Origin of the sequence: Roseomonas sp. CECT 9278, assembly GCF_918698155.1 — a bacterium.
In the GTDB taxonomy this organism is placed as follows: Bacteria; Pseudomonadota; Alphaproteobacteria; order Acetobacterales; family Acetobacteraceae; genus Neoroseomonas.
This window is the reverse complement of record NZ_CAKKLX010000058.1, coordinates 1-18,639: the sequence shown is the minus strand read 5'-3', so window position 1 is coordinate 18,639 and position 18,639 is coordinate 1. Positions and strand designations below refer to the sequence as shown.

Below are 18,639 nucleotides of genomic sequence, written 5' to 3'. Positions count from 1 at the left end.
CAGCACGGATGGGGGCACCGCGTCCACCATCGCCGGGCGGGCTTTGCGCGCCGCGTATCCTGCGCCACCCTGCGCGCCATCGAGGAAACGGAGGATGCATGGCCGGGGCGTTGGATGGCCTGCGCGTGCTGGACCTGACCCGCGTGGTGGCCGGGCCGCTCTGCGCGCAGATGCTGGGCGACCTTGGCGCCGAGGTCGCGAAGGTCGAACGCCGCGGCGACGGCGACGACCTGCGCGCGCTCGGCCCGCCCTTCGTGGAGGGCAGCGACGACAGCACCTATTTCGTCTCGCTCAACCGCAACAAGCGATCCGTCTCGGTCGACTTCGCGCAGCCGGCGGGGGCCGCGATCCTGCGGCGCATGGCGGCGCGCGCGGACGTGCTGATCGAGAATTTCCGCACCGGCACGCTGGCGCGCTACGGCCTGTCGAGCGACGAGCTGCGCGCGGTGAACCCGCGCCTGGTCTATTGTTCGATCACCGGCTTCGGCCAGGACGGCCCCTATGCCGGGCGGTCGGGCTACGATTTCGTGGCGCAGGCCATGGCCGGGCTGATGGAGGTGACCGGCGAGGCCGACGGCATGCCCGGCGGCGGGCCGCAGCGCGTGGGCGTGCCGGTCGCCGACATGTTCACCGGCTTCGCCGCCACCGTCGCCATCCTGGCCGCGCTGCGCCACCGCGACGCGACCGGGCAGGGCCAGTTCATCGACGTGAACCTGTTCGAGACCATGACATCCCTGATGCAGGCGCCGATGTCCTCCTGGCTGAATGCCGCGCGCATCTTCCCGCGCAGCGGCAATGACAGCCCGGTCGCGGTGCCCTATGGCGTGTTCGACGGATCGGATGCGAAGTTCGTCATCGGCGTGCTGAACGACCGCGAATTCGTGCGGCTGGCGGCGGCGCTCGGCCATCCGGAATGGGCGGAGGACCCGCGCTTCCGGCGCGCGCGGGACCGGTCGGAACATCGCGCGGCGCTGCTCGACCGCATGCGCACGCTGCTGCGCACGCGCCCGCGCGCCGAATGGCTCGAGCGGCTGGAGGAGGCGAAGATCACCTCCGGCCCGATCAACACCGCGCGCGATGTCGAGGCCGACCCGCATATCCAGGCGCGCGGCATGATCGTCGAGCTGCCGCACCACGCGGGCGGCACGGTCCGCGTGCCGGGGTCGCCGCTGCGCCTCGATGCCACGCCCGTGACCTACCGCCACGGCATTCCCGCGCCGGGCGGCGACACCGATGCGGTGCTGGCCGACTTCGCCGGCATGGATGCGAACGAGATCGCGGCGGCGCGCGCCGCCGGCATCGTATGATGCGCGCCATGGGAGGGACCATCGCATGACCGGACTGCGCTTCGACCTGCGCGACCCGCCGCCCGGCGCCGCCGCGCTGCGCGCCGAGGTGCGCGCCTTCATCGCATCGCACGAACACCGCTGGACGCCCGAGATCCGTGCCCGTTCCTGGATGGGCTTCGACCGCGACTTCTCCCGCGCGGTCGGCGCCCGCGGCTGGATCGGCATGTGCTGGCCGAAGCAGTATGGCGGCGCGGAACGCAGCTTCCTCGACCGCAACATCGTGCTGGAGGAGATGCTCGCCGCCGGCGCGCCGGTCGGCGCGCATTGGATCGGCGACCGCCAGTCCGGCCCGCTGATCCTGCGCCTGGGCACGCCAGCGCAGCGTGAACGATTCCTGCCCGGCATCGCGCGCGGCGACCTCGCCTTCTGCATCGGCCTGTCCGAACCGGACTCCGGCTCCGACCTCGCGAGCTTGCGCACCCGCGCCGACCGCACCGACACCGGCTGGCTGCTCAACGGCCGCAAGATCTGGACCACCTTCGGCCATCTCTGCGACTGGATGATCGCGCTGGTGCGGACCTCCCCCGCACCCGAGGGCGCGTCGAAGCATGTCGGCCTGTCGCAGGTGCTGGTGGACCTGCGCGCGCCGGGTGTGTCCATTCGCCCGATCCGCGACCTGGTCGGCGAACAGGGATTCAACGAAATCACCTTCGACGATGTGCGCCTGCCCGAGGACGCGCTGGTCGGCGCCGAGGGTGCCGGCTGGGCCCAGGCGACGTCGGAGCTTGCCTTCGAGCGCAGCGGCCCCGACCGCTACATGTCCGCCCACCCGTTGCTGGAGGCATCGCGCGATGCGCTGCGCGACGACGCGGCCGCGATGCCGGCGCTGGGGCGCGAAGTGGCGCGGCTCTGGACGCTGCGCGCGATGTCCACCGCCATCGCCGGCATGTTGCAGGACGGCGCCGATCCGGTGCGCCAGGCGGCGCTGGTCAAGGACCTCGGCAATGACTTCGAACAGGCGCTGCCGGGCGCGATGCGCGCATTGCGCGAGGTGGACGAGATGCCGGAGACGATGCGACGGATGCACGACTACCTGACGCAGATCACGCCCACCTTCTCGCTGCGCGGCGGCACGCGTGAGATCATGCGCGGCATCATCGCCCGCGAACTGGGGCTGCGCTGATGATCGGCACCGAGCTCGCCGACCAGGTCGCGCGCGCGCTGGCCGATGCGGCCGATGTGTCCACCTTGCGCGCGCTGGAATCCGGCGCCTTCCCGCAGGCGGCCTGGGATGCGCTGGATGCGCTCGGCCTCGGTGCCGCGCTGGTGCCGGAAGCGCGCGGCGGCGCGGGACTTGGATTCGCGGATGTCGTGCCGCTGCTGGAGGCGACCGGCCGTGCCGCGGCGCCGGTGCCGCTGGCCGAGACGATCGGCGCCGCCGCGCTGCTGGCCGCCGCCGGCATCGACCCGCCGCCGGGCGTGCTGACCTTCGCCGCCGCCCGTGCGCCGGTGCCGTGGGGCCGCCACGCCGCGCATGTCGTGCTGCTGGATGGCGCGCACGTGTCGTTGCACGATGCCGCCTCGCTGACCTGGACCGAGGGAACCAATATCGCGCGCGAACCGCGCGACATGCCGGCCACGTCCGCGCCGATCGCCGAAGGCACGCTGCCCAATGCCTGGGGCGCCGACGCCGCGCGCGGCGTGACCGCGCTGCTGCGCGCGGCGCAGATCGCCGGCGCGCTGCAGGCCGCGCTGGCGCTGGCGGTCGACCACGCCAATACGCGCAAGCAGTTCGGCCGCCCGATCGGCCGCTTCCAGGCGGTGCAGCAGCAGCTCGCGGTGTTTGCGGCGGAGGCCTCCGCCGCCTCGGTCGCCGCCGCCGCCGCCGCGCGCGCGGTGGACCGGCGCGGCCTGGCCGAGGCCGCCTTTGAGATCGGCTGCGCCAAGGTCACGGCGGGCGAGGCCGCGGCGAAGGGGGCCGCCATCGCGCACCAGGTGCTGGCCGCCATGGGCATCACCGAGGAACACGCGCTGCATCACCTCACGCGCCGGCTGTGGTCCTGGCGCGACGAAGGCGGCTCCGAACGCTTCTGGTCCGCCCGCATCGGCACGCTGATCCAGGGCGATCGCGGACCGCTCTGGACCTTCCTCACCTCCCGCGACCAGGACATTTCCGCATGACCGACTTCCTCAAGACCGAACGCGACGGCCACGTCGTGACCCTCACGCTGAACCGGCCGGAGAAGCGCAACGCGATCTCCAACGCGCAGGAATGCGCCGAGGTCGCGGATGCCTGCCGCGCGCTGAACCGCGACCCGGATGTGCGGGTGGTGATCGTCACCGGCGCCGGTTCCTCCTTCTGCGCCGGCGGCGACCTCAAGGGCATGCGCGACAAGACCGGCATCACCAAGGGCGAGACCGGTGCCGAGATCCGCGAATCCTACCGCTTCGGCATCCAGATGATCCCGTTGGCGCTGTACGAGATGGACATCCCCACCATCGCCGCCATCAACGGCCCGGCGATCGGCGCGGGGCTCGACCTGGCGTGCATGTGCGACATCCGCATCGCAAGCGAATCCGCGCGCTTCGCGGAATCCTTCGTCAAGGTCGGCATCGTTCCCGGCGATGGTGGCGCCTACCTGCTGCCGCGCGTGGTCGGCATGTCGAAGGCGTTGGAAATGTCGCTCACGGGCGATGCCATCAACCCCGCCGAGGCACTGGCCTGCGGCCTGGTCTCAAAGGTCGTCGCACCCGCCGACCTGATGGCCGCCGCACGCGACATGGCCGCGCGCATCGCCGTCAACCCACCCCAGGCGGTGCGCCTGACCAAGCGCCTGCTGCGCGAAGGCCAGCACATGCGCCTGTCCACGCTGCTGGAAATCTCCGCAGCCTACCAGGCGCTGGCCCACGGCACGCGCGACCACCGCGAGGCGGTGGATTCCATGCTGGAGAAACGCGTGCCATCGTTCGAGGGGCGCTGAACGCCAAGGTCGAACCGCCGCCGCGCGCGCACCTAAAGCACGAAGTCGTTCGCGGTGAGCGTGAGCGTCCCGTTCAGCTGGATCTGCATGTCCGCCACGTTGTCGCCGTTGATGTAGATGTTGACCATCACGTAGGAGGGCGACTGCGTCACCACCACCTGCCCCTCCACGCCGGCCGTTCGCGTGGCGGCGAAGGTGAAGGCCTGGTTGCCCGAGGCGCTGGCCTGCGCATCGACGATCGAGAGGTTGATCCGATCGGTCCCGGCCGCGAAATCGGTGACGATGTCGCGGTTCCCTACGCCGCCGGGACTCTCATCGGCCTGGCTATAGGAGAAGGTGTCGGCACCAATTCCGCCGGTCAGCCGGTCAGCGCCGTCATTGCCCTGCAGGGCGTCGTTGCCGTTGCCACCATTGATCGTGTCGTTGCCGCCCGACCCAAGGAGGCCATTCGCCCCGCCGCTGCCGGTGATGACATCGCCGTATCGGCTGCCGAAGGCGTTCTCGATCCCGACCAGCCGGTCCGTGCCCTCCCCGGTCATGCTGCCGAGGTCGAGACGTATCGAGACCGCCGCCGGGGATGCGCTGGCCATCACCATGTCGATGCCATCGCCGCCATCCAGCGTGTCGTTGCCCAGGCCGCCGCGCAGCCTGTCGCTGTCGTTCCCGCCGCTGATGCTGTCGTCGCCGCCACGCCCCGCAAGGTCGTCCGCGCCGGCACCGCCGGCCAGGGTCTCAGCGAAGGCGATGCCACGGATGGTGTCGTCGCCGGTGCCACCCGCGACGCGCTCGATGCCGGTCACCACGGCCGCGTCGACCCCCGCCGTCAGCAATGTACGTCCAAGGTCGAGCAGGAATTCGCCATAGCCGGACAGGTCGAGCGAATCGGTCCCGCTGCCGCCCGCTACCCAATCCACGCCACCGCCCGGTGCCAGCGTATCGTCGCCGGTGCCGCCATCGAGCGTGTCGTTCCCGGTGCCGCCGGACAGTGTGTCGTTCTCGGTGCCGCCCAGCATGCTGTCCGCGCCCGCGCCACCCAGCAGCGTGTCGGACCCGGCATCGCCGCCCAGCGTGTCGTTGCCGTCCAGGCCCGAGACGCGGTCCGTGCCCGACCCGCCGAACAGCAGGTTCGTCGTATCGCTGCCGAGCAACACATCCGCCGCCGCGGTGCCGCGCATGCCCTCCACATTCTCGAGCCGCACCGTGCCGGTGAATCCAGGGACCAGGATGGTGCCGGCGGCGAAGTCGATGGTGACGCCGAGCAGCCCGCCATTCGCCCAGTCCAGGTAGTCGATGCCATCGCCGCCATCGAAGATCAGCCCCGACTGGAACACCGTGAGCACGGCGGTGTCGTCGCCGTCTCCACCGAGGAAGGTGTCGCTGCCCGCCGCGGCCTCGAAGCGGTCGTTGCCGTCGCCGCCCTCCACAAGGTCGTTGCCGATGTCAGCCTTGAAGATGTCGTTGCCCTGCCCGCCCAGCAGCGTGTCGTTGTCGGCGCCACCGTTCAGCGTGTCGTTGCCGTCACCGCCGACCAGGCTGTCATTGCCGCCGCTGCCTTCGATGGTGTCGTTGCCCTGCCCGCCGAACAGGTGGTTCGCGAAGAAGCTGCCGATGAGCGTGTCGCCCCCCACCCCACCCACGACATGTTCGATGTCCATCAGGGTATCGGTACCCGCGGCGCCGGTCGCCGATTGCAGTACCGGCACGGCGAGGTTGACCCGCACCGCGCCCTGCGCATCGCCGTAATCCACCGTGTCGGCACCGGTGCCGCCCGTGATGGTATCGTTCCCGACCCCGCCGTTGAGCAGATGGTCTCCGCTGCCGGAGGCGTACAGCGAATCATTGCCGTCGCCGCCGGACAGCTGCGCACCGCCGCCGGCGCTCAGCGTGTCATTGCCGTCGCGGCCATCCAGCACATCCGCGCCACTGAGGCCGTTCAGCACATTCGCCGCGCCGTCGCCGGTCAGGATGTCCGCCCCGGCGGTGCCGATGACATTCTCGATGCCGATCAGCGTATCCGTGCCGATCAGCAGGCCGGTCGACCGCCCGGTGGTGAGGTCGACCGTGACACCCTGCCCGCCCAGCACCGGAGCCTCGAAGAAGTTCACGCGATCGATGTCGGCACCGCCATCGATCCGGTCATTGCCGAGCCCGCCCTCCAGCACATCGTCGCCGCTGCTGCCTTCCAGCGTGTCGTTCCCGCCGGCGCCGACCAGCGCGTCGTCGCCACCCGACCCGCGCAGGCGGTTCGCCAGGTTGTCGCCCTCGATCTGGTCGCGACTGGCGGTCCCGGTGATGTTCTCGATGTCGCGCAGGACATCGCTGCCCCAGTCGCCGAAGGCGACGCCCGCCGCCAGGTCGACCGTCACGCCCTGCACCACCAGGTAGGACGCCTCGTCCACGCCGGAATCGCCGTTCAGGTGATTGAACCCGATCCCGCCCAGCAGGATGTCGTTGTTGGTGCCGCCATTCAGTGTGTCGTTCCCGCCCCCGCCGTACAGCAGGTCGTCACCGCCCAGCCCGTTCACCGTGTCGTTGGTCGCGGTCGGCGGGTTGTTGAGGACGTCGACCGTGTTGGTGCCGGTATACAGGGCCATCGTCGCGCTCCCATGCGGAAGCGAAACATCTACCGGAATGTCACGAAGCCGTCAGCGCCTTTGGTCACAGGATATGAAGCGCTTCATGGCGTGGGCGGCCGGGTCACGCCGGGTCCAGCCGCAGCACCGACCCCTGCGGCGCATCAACGAGCAGGTACACGCGCCCGTCCGGTCCCACCAGCACGCTGCGCATCCGCGCGAGGCCCGTCAGCAGCCGTTCCTCGCCCACCACGCGGTCGCCATCGGTCGTCAGGCGCACCAGCCCCGGCGTGTTCAGCGCGGCGACGAACAGGCTGCGCTGCCAGCCCGGGAACGCCGCCCCGTCGTAAAAAGTGATGCCCGAGGGGCTGACCGGCGGCGCGAACACATGGATCGGGTCGACAATGTTCGGCGCGCTGACCTCGCGCGAAATCCGCGGCCCCCAGTATTCGCGCCCGTGGCTCACCACCGGCCAGCCGAAATTCGCGCCGCGGCGGACGATGTTGATCTCGTCCCCGCCGCGCGGGCCGAACTCGGCCTCCCACAGGCTGCCGGTCCAGGGGTTCACCGCCAGGCCCTGCGGATGGCGATGCCCGAACGACCAGATCTCCGGCCGCACGCCCTGCTGGCCCACGAAGGGATTGTCGGCCGGCACGCGCCCGTCGCGCGTCAGGCGGATCACCTTGCCCGCCAGGTCATCGAGGCGCTGTGCGCGGGCGCGCTCGTTGCGCTCGCCGGTGGACAAATACAGGTGCCCGTCGCGGCCGAAGGCGATCCGGCAGCCGTAGTGGTTGCGGCCGCTGGACTGGGCCGGCGTGGCATCCAGCACGCGGCGCAGGCCGGTCAGCGCATCATTGCCGGGCGAGAGGCGCGCGGTCACCAGGCGCGTCAGCGCGCCGCCCTCCACCGCCGCCGCCTGGCACAGGAAGACCTCCCGCGTGCGGGCGAAGTCCGGCGCGAGCGCGATGTCGAGCAGCCCGCCCTGGCCGCCGGCCTCGACCTGCGGCACGCCGGCCAGCGGCGCCGAGACGCGCCCATCCGTGCCGATGCGGCGCAGCCGCCCGGGGCGTTCCGTCACCAGCAGCGACCCATCCGGCAGGAAGGCCCCGCCCCAAGGGGTTTCGAGCCCCTGGGCGAACTTCACGACGCGGAAGGTCGCGCGTTCGGAGACCACGGGCGCGTCCTGCGCCACGGCCGGCGCGGCGAGGACCATCAGGGTGAGCAGCGTGCGGCGGATCATGCCGCCCAGGTGGTCCCGCACCGCGCGCGGCGCAACCTTTCGCCGCCGCGCATCCCGGTGCAGGCTGGCGTCATATCGGAGGGAACGCCACATGCAGGACAACACGCGCTTCGACGGCCGCGTCGCCATCGTGACCGGCGCTGGCTCGCGCGATTCGGGCACCAACACCACCACCGTCGGCAATGGCCGCGCGATTGCCGCGCTGCTGGCGCGCCGCGGCGCGCGCGTGCTGCTGCTGGATGTCGAGCTCGGCTGGCTGAAGGGCACCGAGGAGATGATCCGCGCCGAAGGCGGGACCTGCGCCAGCGCGGTCTGCGATGTGTCGAAGTCCACCGACTGCGCCGCCGCGGTGGCCGAGGCGGTGCGGCAGTGGGGCCGGGTCGACATCCTGGTGAACAATGTCGGCATCTCCGGCCCGCCCGGCGACGCCACCGCGGTGGACGAGGCCGCCTGGGACTTCGCCATGCAGGTGAATGTGAAGTCGGTGATGCTGATGGCGAAGTACGCGGTGCCCGAGATGCGCCGGCAGGGCGCTGGCGCGATCGTGAACCTGGCGTCGATCGCCGGGCTGCAGGGCGGGCATCCGGGCCTGCTCTATGCCACCACGAAGGGGGCGATCGTGCAGATGACGCGCGCCATGGCGGCGCATCACGGCGGCGACCTGGTGCGCGTGAATGCGGTGGCGCCGGGGTATGTCTACACGCCGATGGTGGCGTCGCGCGGCATGTCGGACGAACTGCGCCAGCAGCGCGCGAATGCCGGCCTGCTGAAGATCGAGGGCAGCGCGTGGGATGTCGCGGAGGCGGCGTGCTTCCTGGCGTCCCCGGCGGCGCGCTGGATCACTGGCGTGACGCTGCCGGTGGATGCCGGACGATCCGCCGGCAATGTGGGCGCCACCCCGAAGCCGAGCGGGCTCGTGCGCTGAGAAGCCGCTCCAGACTGCGCTGCTCGGCGCATTCTGGGGCGCGGCAGCAGCCCGCTGCGCTGTCCGGCGACCCGTTCCAGGCCACTGGCATCGCGCGAGGCGTGCGCCTCCCGCACGACGATAGACGGGCGCAGGAGCGCGCCAGCGCCGGCATTGCGAAACGATCCCTGCCCGCTTGACCGCGCCGCGAACGAAGCACGAACATGGCGGGATGGACGCGCCCGCCCGAACCCTCGCCGTCACCCGCGCCGCCATGCGCTTCTGCATGCTGCGCGGCTGGGCGCCGGTCGAACAGGTGCCCCTGCCGGACGGCCGGCGCGCCGATATCGTCGCGCTGCTGCCGAACGGTGATGTCGCGATCCTGGAGGTGAAGTCCTGCGCGCGGGACTACCTGTGCGACGCGAAGTGGTCGGAATACCGCGCCTGGTGCGACCGCCTGTTCTTCGCGGTGGACCTCGATTTCCCGCAGGCGCTGCTGCCCGACGGGGTCGGCCTGCTGGTCACCGAGGACCGCGAGGCCGCGCTGCTGCGCGATGCGCCGGAGCACCGCCTGGCGCCGGCACGCCGCCGCGCGCTGCTGCAGCGAATCGCGCTGCTGGCCTCGGGACGCCTGGCGATGCTGTCGGACCCGGCCGGCGCGGCGGAACTGCGCGCGGCGTTGCGGCTGGAATGACTACAGCGGCAGGATGATCGGCACCAGCAGCACGCTGATCGCCATCACCGCCAGCGACAGCGGCACGCCGACCTTGAGAAAATCCGCGAAGCCGTAGTTGCCCGGCCCCACCACCAGCGTGTTCACCGGCGACGACACCGGCGTCATGAAGGCGGTCGAGGCCGCCAGCGCCACCGTCATCGCGAAGGGGTAGGGCGAGGCGCCGATCTCCTTCGCGATGGCCAGCGCCACCGGCGCCATCAGCACCGCCGTCGCGGTGTTCGAGATGAACAGGCCGAGCACCGCGGTGATGCCGAAGATCACCGCCAGCAGCACCCGCGGCGCGGCCGCGCCGGCCAGTTCCACCACCGCATCGGCGGCGAGATCCACGCCCCCCGTCCGCTGCAGCGCGATCGAGAAGGGCAGCATGCCGACGATCAGCACCAGGGACTTCCACGAGATCGACCGATAGGCGCTGTTGAGGTCGATGCAGCCCAGCAGCCCCATCAGCAGGCAGCCGATCAGCGCCGCATGCACGTTGGGGATGATGCCGCTGACCATCAGGCCCACCGTCAGCACCAGCACCGCCACCGCCTGCGGCGCGCGCCCGGCCGCGGGCAGGATCTCGGCATGCTCGGCCGGCAGGTCCAGCACCACGAGCTCGTGCCCATCGGTCTGCAGCCGCCTGATGTCGGACCAGAAGCCGGTCAGCAGAAGGGTGTCGCCGGCGCGCAGCGAGGTCTCCAGCAGCTCGGCGCCGACCACCTTGCGGCCACGGCGCAGGCCGATGACCGTGAGGCCTGAGACCGCCCGCACGCGCGCCTGCAGCACGGTGCTGCCCACCAGGTCGGAGTCCGGCGGGATGAGCGCCTCGACCATGCCGATATCCTGCGAGTGCACGAGGAAATAGGCGCCGGCTTCGAGCGGCAGGATCTCGACCCCGTAATGCGCGCGCAGCTCATCGGCCTGCGCACCATCCAGCCGCACATCCAGCAGCAGGATGTCGCCCGCTTCGATGGCGGTGTTGGCGTCGGGGCGCAGCACGTCGGTGGTGAAGCGCTTGGCGCGTTCGATCGCCAACAGGTTCACGCCCGCCTCGCGCAGGGCCAGGTCGCCGAGCCGCTTGCCGATCGCCGGCGACCCCGGCGTGACGCGCACGCGGAAGGCACGGCCCGCGAGCCCGTACTGCGCCACCCAGTCGCGCAGGCTGGGCGCGCGGCGCGCCGCCGACCCCTGCGGGCGCGCATCGGGCAGCAGGCGGCGCGCCACCAGCATGTAAAGGATGCCCACCACCAGCACCGGCACGCCGAAGGGCGTGACCGAGAAGAACGAGAAGCCCTGGTGGCCCTGGCGCACCAGCTCGGCGCTGACCACCAGGTTCGGCGCGGTGGCGACCAGCGTCAGCATGCCGCTGATCAGCGCCGCGATCGACAGCGGCATCATCAGCCGGCTGGGCGCCGCGCCGGTATTGGCGCAGATGCGCAGCACGATCGGGATGAAGATGGCGACCACGGCGGTCGACGACATCACCGCGCCAAGCCCGGCGCCGGCCAGCATCAACAGCACGAGCAGGCGCGATTCGCTGTCGCCGGCCTTGGCGTTCAGCCAGTCGCCGATCTGCTGGGCGGTGCCGGTGCGCACCAGCGCCTCGCCGATCACGAACAGCGCGGCGATCAGCACGATGGAGGAATCCGCGAAGCCGGCCAGCGCCTCGTTGATGGTGAGCACGCCGGTCAGCGGCAGCAGCACGATCATCAGCAGCCCGACCGCATCCATGCGCGGCCTGTTCACGATGAACATCGCGATGGCCGCGGCCAGCAATGCAAGGACGATGAGAAGCTCGGTGGTCATGGGTCTACCTCGCGCCTGCCGCGATCAGCGGCCGCAGCGCGTCGGTCACGCCGGTCAGGATGATCTGGCAGCCGATGCACAGCAGCAGGAAGGCGGTCAGCTTGGTGGCCACCAACGTGCCCTGCGGGCCGATCCGCCGGGCGATCGCCTCGGAATAGGCATAGGCCAGCCAGATGCAGACCGCGACCGAGGCCGCGACGAACAGCGAGGACAGCGCGCTGACCATCAGCACGCCCTGCGATTCCGTGCCGCGTTCAGCGCCCAGCGCGATGGACGCCGCGATCGACCCCGGCCCGGTGGTCAACGGCAGGGTCAGCGGGAAGAAGGCCATGCGTTCGATCGGCGCGGTGTCCATCGCCGCTGGCGCCTTCGTCTCCTCAGGCGGCGCACGCAGCATCACCCAGCCGGAGGCCGCCACCGCCAGCCCGCCGCCGATCCGCAACGCCTCCAGCGAGATGCCGAAGAAGGACAGCACGCGCGAGCCCAGGAACAGCGCCACCACCAGCACGATGAACGAATTGATCGCGATCTGCCGCGCCAGGCGGGACCGTTCGCGCGGCGTCAGCCAGCGCGTCATGTCGTGGAAGATGAACGCCACGCCGAGCGGGTTGATGATGCTGAGCAGCGTCGAGAAGCCGAACAGCCAGAAGGACAGCGCCTTGGCGACCAGGAAGCCGTCGATCATCGCGCAACCCCGGGCGTGCGGCGCCGGCACGCCGCCCGGAGCCAGGGAAACCGGGGGGTTCCGCACGGCGCCTGAGGGCAGCGAGAGACACCGCTCAGCGCAGTTCGATGGTCACGCCTGCCTCGTTGAAGCGCCACTGCCCGCCGGTGCGTTCGGTCCGCAGCCGCAGTTCCACGCCCGCGGCGTTGCGCAGGAAGCGCGTCTGCGGCCCGGCAGGCGCGCCCTGGCTGCGCGGCACCACGCGTTCGGTGTAGCGGCCGGTGAAATCCTCCAGCCGGCGCAGGTTGAACACCTCCCCGCGCGCCGACAGCGTGGAGACACCCACGCTGCCGAATTCGATTCCGCGCACCGAGAAGCGGTGCTCCTCGCCCCGGAAGTGCAGCCGTCCGCCGCCGATCGAGGTACCGACCGCGAGCACGCCGACGCGCACCTGCTCGATCTCGATGGACCCGTCCGGGTTGGGGTCCGCCCGGCCGCGCTGCTGCGCGCGCGCCGGCGGCACCGCGAGCAGCGACAGCAGGACAAGGCGGCGCGTGGCGGGCAAGGACAGGTTCCCCAACCGTGATCGGCCCGCCCTTATGGCCCATCGCGCCACGGCACGCCATCACAGGCCCCAGGGCAGGCCAAGCAGGTGCCAGCCCGCCATGAACACCGTCCAGATCACGCACATGAACAGCACATAGGGCAGCATCAGCGCGATCACGGTGCCGATGCCGGCATCCTTCTGGTACTTGATGGCGAAGGTCACGATCATCGCGAAGTATGCGTTCAGCGGCGTGATGGAGTTGACCGGCGAATCACCCACGCGATAGGCCGCCAACACCGCCTCCGGCTCGACCCCCAGGCGCATCAGCAACGGCACGAAGATGGGCGCGAAGATCGCCCATTTCGCCACCGCCCCGGTGATGACCAGGTCCAGGATGAAGGTCACCACCACGAAGCCGACCAGCAGCCACAGCGCATCAAGGTTGGCGCGCTGCAGGATGTCGGCCAGCGACACCGCCGCCAGCGTGGCCATGTTGGAATAGTTGAAGAAGGCGATGAACTGGCTGATGACCAGCAGCAGCAGGATCAGCCCGGCCAGCGACCCGATCGCCTTCTGCATGGCGTTGATGACGTCGTTGGTGCCCTTCATGGTCTTGGCACCGATGCCATAGGCCGCGCCGCAGACCAGGAACAGCAGCGCGATCGACACGATCAGGCTGGCCATGAAGGGCGAATTGCCGATGATCGCCGCTGTCTCGGGGTGGCGCAGCGGCGCGCCGGGCGGCAGCGTCAGGATGGCCAGGAAGGCGAACACCGCCAGCATCCCGCGCAGCGCGTATTTCAGGCCGCGGTATTCATCCGCGGACAGCCCGGTCTCGCCCGGCACCTGGTAGTCCCCGGCATAGGCGCCCAGCCGCGGTTCGATGACGCGTTCGGTGATGACCGCGATCAGCACGGTCAGCAGCACCACCGACCCGATCGAGAACCAGAGATTCGCCGCCAGGTCGATCGACTTGTTCGGGTCGACCAGGCGGATGGCATCGTTGGTGATCTCGGTCAGGATGCCGTCGGTCGGCACGATCAGCACATTCACCAGGAAGGCCGAGGCTACGGACGCGAAGCCTACCGCGAGCCCCGCCAATGGATGCCGCCCCACGCTGATGAACGCCGCCGCCGCCAGCGGGATCAGCACCAGGTATCCGGCATCGGCCGCGATGGACGACACGATGCCCACGAAGGTGAGGATGTAGGTCAGCGCCCAGCCGGGTGCCACGATCACCAGCTTGCGGATCAGCGCCTTGACCAGCCCCGATTCCTCGGCGACGCCGACACCCACCATCGCCACGATGATCACGCCGACGGCGTTGAAGTTCATCAGGTTCTGCACGACCCCGGTGAACATGAAGCGGATGCCGTCCACCGTGAGCAGGCTGCGCGCATCGGTGCGCGCCTGCTCGATCGCCCCGGTCGCGGGGTTATAGGCCTGGTAGGTCACATGCGCGCCCAGCAGCCCCAGCAGGGCCGACAGCACGATCACCAGGCCGATCAGGTAGACGAAGATCATCACCGGATGCGGCACGCGGTTGCCCACGCGCTCCACCGCATCCAGCATCTTCTGCATCGCCGTCTTCGGCGCGTCCGTCGTCGTGCTCATGTCAGTCCGCCAATGCGTGAAGGATGCGCGCCCAGGAGCGGATGCCCTTCTGGAAGCTGGTGAGGTTGTACTTCTCGTTCGGGCTGTGGATGCGGTCGTCATCCAGCCCGAACCCCGCCAGCACCACATCCATGCCGAGCGAGGTCTTGAGCAGCGTCGTCACCGGGATCGACCCACCGCCGCCGATGAACACCGCCGGCCTGCCCCATTCGGCGGTCAGCGCATCGCGCGCCCGCCCGAAGGCGGGGTTGTCCACCGGGAAGGCGATGGCGCGGCCGGCGCCGTGTTCCCTGAACTCGGCGCGGCAATCGGCCGGCAGGCGGGCGCGCACATGGGCGCGGAAGGCCTCGCGCACCTGCTGCGGGTCCTGGTCGAAGACCAGGCGGAAGCTGACCTTGGCGGAGGCCACCGCGGGTATCACGGTCTTGAACCCCTCGCCCTGGTAGCCGCCGCCCATGCCGTTGATCTCGCAGGTCGGGCGCGACCAGGTCTGCTCCAGCACCGACCGCCCGCGCTCGCCCGCCGGCACCGACAGGCCGATGGCGCCCAGGAACGCTGCCTCGTCGAAGCCCAGCGTGGCCCATTGCGCGACCAGCTCCGCCGGCGGTTCCGGCACGCCGTCGTAGAAGCGCGGCAGCGTCACCCGGCCGGCATCGTCGTGCAGGTCGGCCAGGATGCGGGCCAGCACGCGGTTGGGGTTGGCGGCGGCCGATCCGTAGAAGCCCGAATGCAGGTCGCGGTCGGCGGCGTGGATGGTCACTTCCTCCCCGCACAATCCGCGCAGCATCGTGACGATGGCGGGCGTGCGCGCATCCCACATGCTGGTGTCGCAGATCAGGCCGATATCGGCGCGCAGCGCCTGCGCATGCTCGGCCAGGAAGCCGGGCAGGCTGGCGCCGCCGGATTCCTCCTCGCCCTCCAGCAGGATGGTCACCGGGATCGGCAGCCGCCCGGTCACCGCCTTCCAGGCGCGGCAGGCCTCGACGAAGGCCATGAGCTGGCCCTTGTCGTCGGCCGACCCGCGGCCGGTGATGATCCTGGTCCCGTCCGGCAGCGTCTGGATGGTGGGTTCGAAGGGATCGCGGTCCCACAATTCCAGCGGATCGACCGGCTGCACGTCGTAATGGCCGTAGAACAGGGCCGACCGCCCGGGCGCGCTGCGGTCATGCGCGACCACGATGGGGTGGCCCGGGGTGGCATGCGCGCTGGCGTCGAAGCCGATGCTGCGCAGGTCCTCGGCATGCCATTCGGCGTTGCGGCGGCATTCCTCGGCATAGGCGGGGTCGGTCGAGATCGACCGGATGCGGAGCACCGCAAAGAGCCGCTCCAGCGCCGCGTCCGAATCGGCATCGATCCGGGCGAGCACGGCGTCGAGCTGATCCATGGACATCCCCTCGGCGTTCCCGCACGCAAGCGACCACGATATCCGGATTCGCCGCGCGCGGGTTAGTCCCGTCGTTCCATCCTTTGGCCCTGCGTCCGTCCTTCAGGGCGCGAGGTCGATCGACCCGATCGGCCGCAACGCCGAGATCCAGCGCCCGCCCTGGCGGCCCTGGGCCTCCCCGTAGGCGAACAATGCCCGCATGAAGGCGGTCTCGAAGGGCTGGTCGCGCGTGGCGGTGAAATCGGCGCCGATATAGGCCAGGCGGAAGCGCACGCCGTCGCGCAACGAGGTCAGGTAGATGCGCACGATGTCGTTCACCGCGCTGTAGTGCAGCAGCGTGGTCGCGGCGCGCCCCGCGATCGACAGGATCGAGCGATTCGTGCTCGACCATTCGGTGTCGAGCCGCCCGTTGCGCACCACCCATGCCGTGCGCTGCCGATCGCGCACGGCGGCGCGCGCCGCGCGGTCGGGTTCGATCTGCGGCGGATAGAGGAACATCTGCAGCGATGCGCCACCGTCCACATGCATCTCCTGGTAGCGACCGCCGTCGTTCTCCACATCGATCAGCGCCGGCGGGAAGGCGCCGGGGATGGAGGCGGAGGCCAGCAGGATGCGCCGCACCAGTTCCGGCGCGCCGGGCCGGCCGCTCGCGGCGATGGCGCCGATGTTCCAGAACACCGGCCGGCCGAGATCGAGGTTGGTGGTGCCGATCAGCAGCAGCCTGCCGCGCCCGTATTCGCGCGCCACCGCCGCCATCAGCGCGTCGTTCACATGGCGCTCGATCAGGTTGTACAGCGGCGAGGTGTCGGCCAGCGCCTCGCCGAACAGCACGGCGCGCAGGCGGTTGCCGATCACCAGCAGGTCCGATGGCGCGACCTCGGTGAAGACCTCGCGCAGGACCGGGTCGTAGTCGGGCCCCAGGAAGGCGAAGGGCGCAATCAGCGCGCCCGCCGAGATGCCCGTCACCAGGTCGAAGGATGGCCGCTGGCCCGATGCGGTCCAGCCCACCATCAGCCCGGCGCCGAAGGCACCGTTGTCGCCGCCGCCCGACAGTGCCAGCAGGTTCGCCGGCGGCAGCACGCCGCGGCGCCCGGCCGGCAGCGCCGCCACCTGCCGGTCCTGCATGAGCGTCCATTCGCGCAGCAGCGGCGCGGGGTCGCCATCCAGCCAGAAGCGCGCATTGGACAGCCCCAGGATCGGCAGGGATTCCGTGACGCGCAGCGGCGGCGGGTCGAGCCGCGCGATGTTGCCGCAGGCGGCCATCGCCAGCAGGACGAAGGGCAGCAGCCACAGGCGCCTCATTGCATCCAGGCTCATTGGGCGTGGCACTCCGGCCGGGGTTCGCGCACCCGGCTGCGGCGATGCCGGCGATGCGCGCGAAGTGTAGGGCAGCGCCCCGCCGGGCGAAACCGGCGCACGCACCGACCCGAAGCTGTCACACGCCGGCCGCCAGCCCGGCCCGCGATACGCCCGGCGGCCGATCAGAACCGCGCGATCGCCGCGAACAGCACGCGGTTCGCGATGCCATGCCCGAACCCCGCCGGGCCGCCGGCCTGGGCGCCGCCGAACAGGTCGCGCCGCGTGAACAGGTACTCCACGCCGATATCGAGCCAGCCGCTGCTGAACACGCCGTTCCGCACCACCCCGAAGGGGCTCCAGATCAGGTTGGCGAAGACCTGCTGGTATTCGCGGTTGAGCGAGGTCGCCGCCGCCGACCCCGGCGCGAAGCCCATCGCATAGCCGGGGAAGTCGCTGCGCGCATAGGCATAGGTGACGTTGCTGCGCAGCTGGTCGGTCCAGAAGCGGCGGTAGGCGATGGTCGCGCCATAGGTCGGCACCGGATCGAGCCCCGCCTGCAACACGCCCGGCAGGCCGAGGTCGGTCAGCGCGTCCTGCCCGGAATTCTGCCCGGCGAAATACCGCCCGATGCCTTCGCCATAGAAGGCCATGCCGACGATCTCGTCCGGCCCGAAGCTCTCCGACAGCCAGCGCATCGGCAGCCGCACCATGCCCGAGACACCCCAGGCCAGCGCGGTGTCGGACACCGGCGCGATACCCGCCGCCGCCGTGCCGTCGGTGCGCAGTTCCAGCTGGCGCAGCAGCGCGCGGCCCATCACCTCGGCGCCGTCGTGCCGCCAGGACACGCGCGCCAGCAGGTCGGGCACCGAGTTGAAGGCCGGGCTGGCGCCGCCATCCAGGCTGCTGCCCGGCGTGAAGGCGCCGGCGGCCGAGGTATAGGAGGTCTCGGGCGCCTCGACCGAGATCATGCCCGTGACGCCTTCGGCCAGCCGCCCCGTCACGCGCAGCTGCGCCTGGCGGATGAAGGACTGGTTCAGGTTGGTGGCGTCGATCAGCGTTTCGAACACGCCTTCGTTCCACAGGCTGTTGGCCTGGCCGATCAGCACGCGCAGGCGTTCGTCGCCCAGTTCCGCCCAGGCCTGGCGCAGCCGGAACACCGCATTGGTCGAGGTGGCCGCCCCGCCGCCGAAATCGCCCTCCAGCCGCGTCTCCAGCGTGCCCCAGCGGGTCAGCGTGCGTGTGTCCAGGCCGAAGCGGCTGAAGCGCGCCGTCATGCCGAAATCGCCGCCCTGCTGGTCGGCCAGGCTGCCGGTGAGCGGAATGCCCTGCGGCGGCGGCGCATCGGTCTGGTTGCGCGGCCCGAGATCGTAGTACCCGGTCAGCTTGGCGAAGCCATAGAGCCGCACCTGCGTATCCGTGCCCGGCACCCGGAAGGCGATGCCGGGAAGATCCGAGCGCAGCGCATCGCCCGAGGCCGACTGGTCGCCCTGCGCGCCAGGCGGGTGAAGCCCGGCGACATCGGGCGCGAAGGGCGATGGCGCGGCGGCCAGCGCCGCCTGCGCCGCGCGCGCCTCGGCCGCGGCCGCGCGGGCTTCGGCGGCGGCGGCCTGCGCCTCGACC

General features: G+C 70.8%; 15 protein-coding genes. 6 read left to right on the top strand and 9 right to left on the bottom strand.

The window, feature by feature from the left end:
• Nucleotides 1-98 precede the first annotated feature (98 nt).
• The 4 genes from LQ222_RS23385 to LQ222_RS23370 are packed head-to-tail and all read left to right on the top strand — an operon-like array spanning nt 99 to nt 4,270.
• Entirely contained in the window at nt 99-1,307 is a 1,209-nt protein-coding gene (locus LQ222_RS23385) for a CaiB/BaiF CoA-transferase family protein (RefSeq protein ID WP_230169285.1), read from the top strand.
• Nucleotides 1,308-1,332: 25 nt separating this feature from the next.
• Nucleotides 1,333-2,472 carry an acyl-CoA dehydrogenase family protein gene (locus LQ222_RS23380; protein WP_230169284.1) on the top strand — a complete coding sequence of 380 codons (1,140 nt, stop codon included), beginning with the start codon at nt 1,333-1,335 and terminating at the stop codon, nt 2,470-2,472.
• Nucleotides 2,472-3,470 (top strand): acyl-CoA dehydrogenase family protein, encoded by a 999-nt coding sequence (locus LQ222_RS23375; RefSeq protein WP_230169283.1) that lies wholly within the window; start codon nt 2,472-2,474, stop codon nt 3,468-3,470. The genes LQ222_RS23380 and LQ222_RS23375 overlap by 1 nt, the downstream gene beginning before the upstream one ends.
• Nucleotides 3,467-4,270, top strand: a complete 804-nt coding sequence (locus tag LQ222_RS23370; RefSeq protein WP_230169282.1) for a crotonase/enoyl-CoA hydratase family protein — start codon at nt 3,467-3,469, stop codon at nt 4,268-4,270. Before LQ222_RS23375 ends, LQ222_RS23370 begins: the two co-directional genes overlap by 4 nt.
• A gap of 32 nt (nt 4,271-4,302) precedes the next feature.
• On the opposite strand, the gene LQ222_RS23365 is transcribed toward LQ222_RS23370, so the two are convergent.
• Together LQ222_RS23365 and LQ222_RS23360 are read right to left on the bottom strand one after the other, a co-directional pair.
• A complete protein-coding gene (locus LQ222_RS23365; protein WP_230169281.1) occupies nt 4,303-6,864 on the bottom strand; it encodes a calcium-binding protein in 2,562 nt (853 codons plus the stop codon).
• A 103-nt stretch (nt 6,865-6,967) separates the two neighbouring features.
• Entirely contained in the window at nt 6,968-8,083 is a 1,116-nt protein-coding gene (locus LQ222_RS23360; RefSeq protein WP_230169280.1) for a PQQ-dependent sugar dehydrogenase, read from the bottom strand.
• A 91-nt stretch (nt 8,084-8,174) separates the two neighbouring features.
• Here LQ222_RS23360 and LQ222_RS23355 point away from each other — a divergent pair, with 91 nt between their 5' ends.
• Both LQ222_RS23355 and LQ222_RS23350 read left to right on the top strand, forming a co-directional pair.
• Nucleotides 8,175-9,008 (top strand): SDR family NAD(P)-dependent oxidoreductase, encoded by an 834-nt coding sequence (locus LQ222_RS23355; protein ID WP_230169279.1) that lies wholly within the window; start codon nt 8,175-8,177, stop codon nt 9,006-9,008.
• 211 nt (nt 9,009-9,219) lie between these two features.
• Nucleotides 9,220-9,681: an MmcB family DNA repair protein gene (locus tag LQ222_RS23350; RefSeq protein ID WP_230169278.1), complete on the top strand. Its 462-nt coding sequence runs from the start codon at nt 9,220-9,222 to the stop codon at nt 9,679-9,681.
• On the opposite strand, the gene LQ222_RS23345 is transcribed toward LQ222_RS23350, so the two are convergent.
• From LQ222_RS23345 to LQ222_RS23315, 7 genes are all read right to left on the bottom strand, one after another.
• Nucleotides 9,682-11,511, bottom strand: coding sequence for an SLC13 family permease (locus LQ222_RS23345; RefSeq protein ID WP_230169277.1), 1,830 nt, complete (start codon nt 11,509-11,511; stop codon nt 9,682-9,684).
• A gap of 4 nt (nt 11,512-11,515) precedes the next feature.
• Nucleotides 11,516-12,196, bottom strand: a complete 681-nt coding sequence (locus LQ222_RS23340; protein WP_230169276.1) for a MarC family protein — start codon at nt 12,194-12,196, stop codon at nt 11,516-11,518.
• A gap of 94 nt (nt 12,197-12,290) precedes the next feature.
• Nucleotides 12,291-12,740, bottom strand: a complete 450-nt coding sequence (locus tag LQ222_RS23335; RefSeq protein ID WP_230169275.1) for a hypothetical protein — start codon at nt 12,738-12,740, stop codon at nt 12,291-12,293.
• Between the two features lie 60 nt (nt 12,741-12,800).
• Entirely contained in the window at nt 12,801-14,336 is a 1,536-nt protein-coding gene (locus tag LQ222_RS23330) for an AbgT family transporter (protein WP_230169274.1), read from the bottom strand.
• Between the two features lies 1 nt (nt 14,337).
• A complete protein-coding gene (locus tag LQ222_RS23325; RefSeq protein ID WP_230169273.1) occupies nt 14,338-15,720 on the bottom strand; it encodes a M20/M25/M40 family metallo-hydrolase in 1,383 nt (460 codons plus the stop codon).
• A gap of 102 nt (nt 15,721-15,822) precedes the next feature.
• Nucleotides 15,823-17,022 (bottom strand): patatin-like phospholipase family protein, encoded by a 1,200-nt coding sequence (locus LQ222_RS23320; RefSeq protein ID WP_230169272.1) that lies wholly within the window; start codon nt 17,020-17,022, stop codon nt 15,823-15,825.
• 179 nt (nt 17,023-17,201) lie between these two features.
• The coding region (locus LQ222_RS23315; protein ID WP_230169271.1) for a porin at nt 17,202-18,639 on the bottom strand (1,438 nt) is incomplete at its 5' end.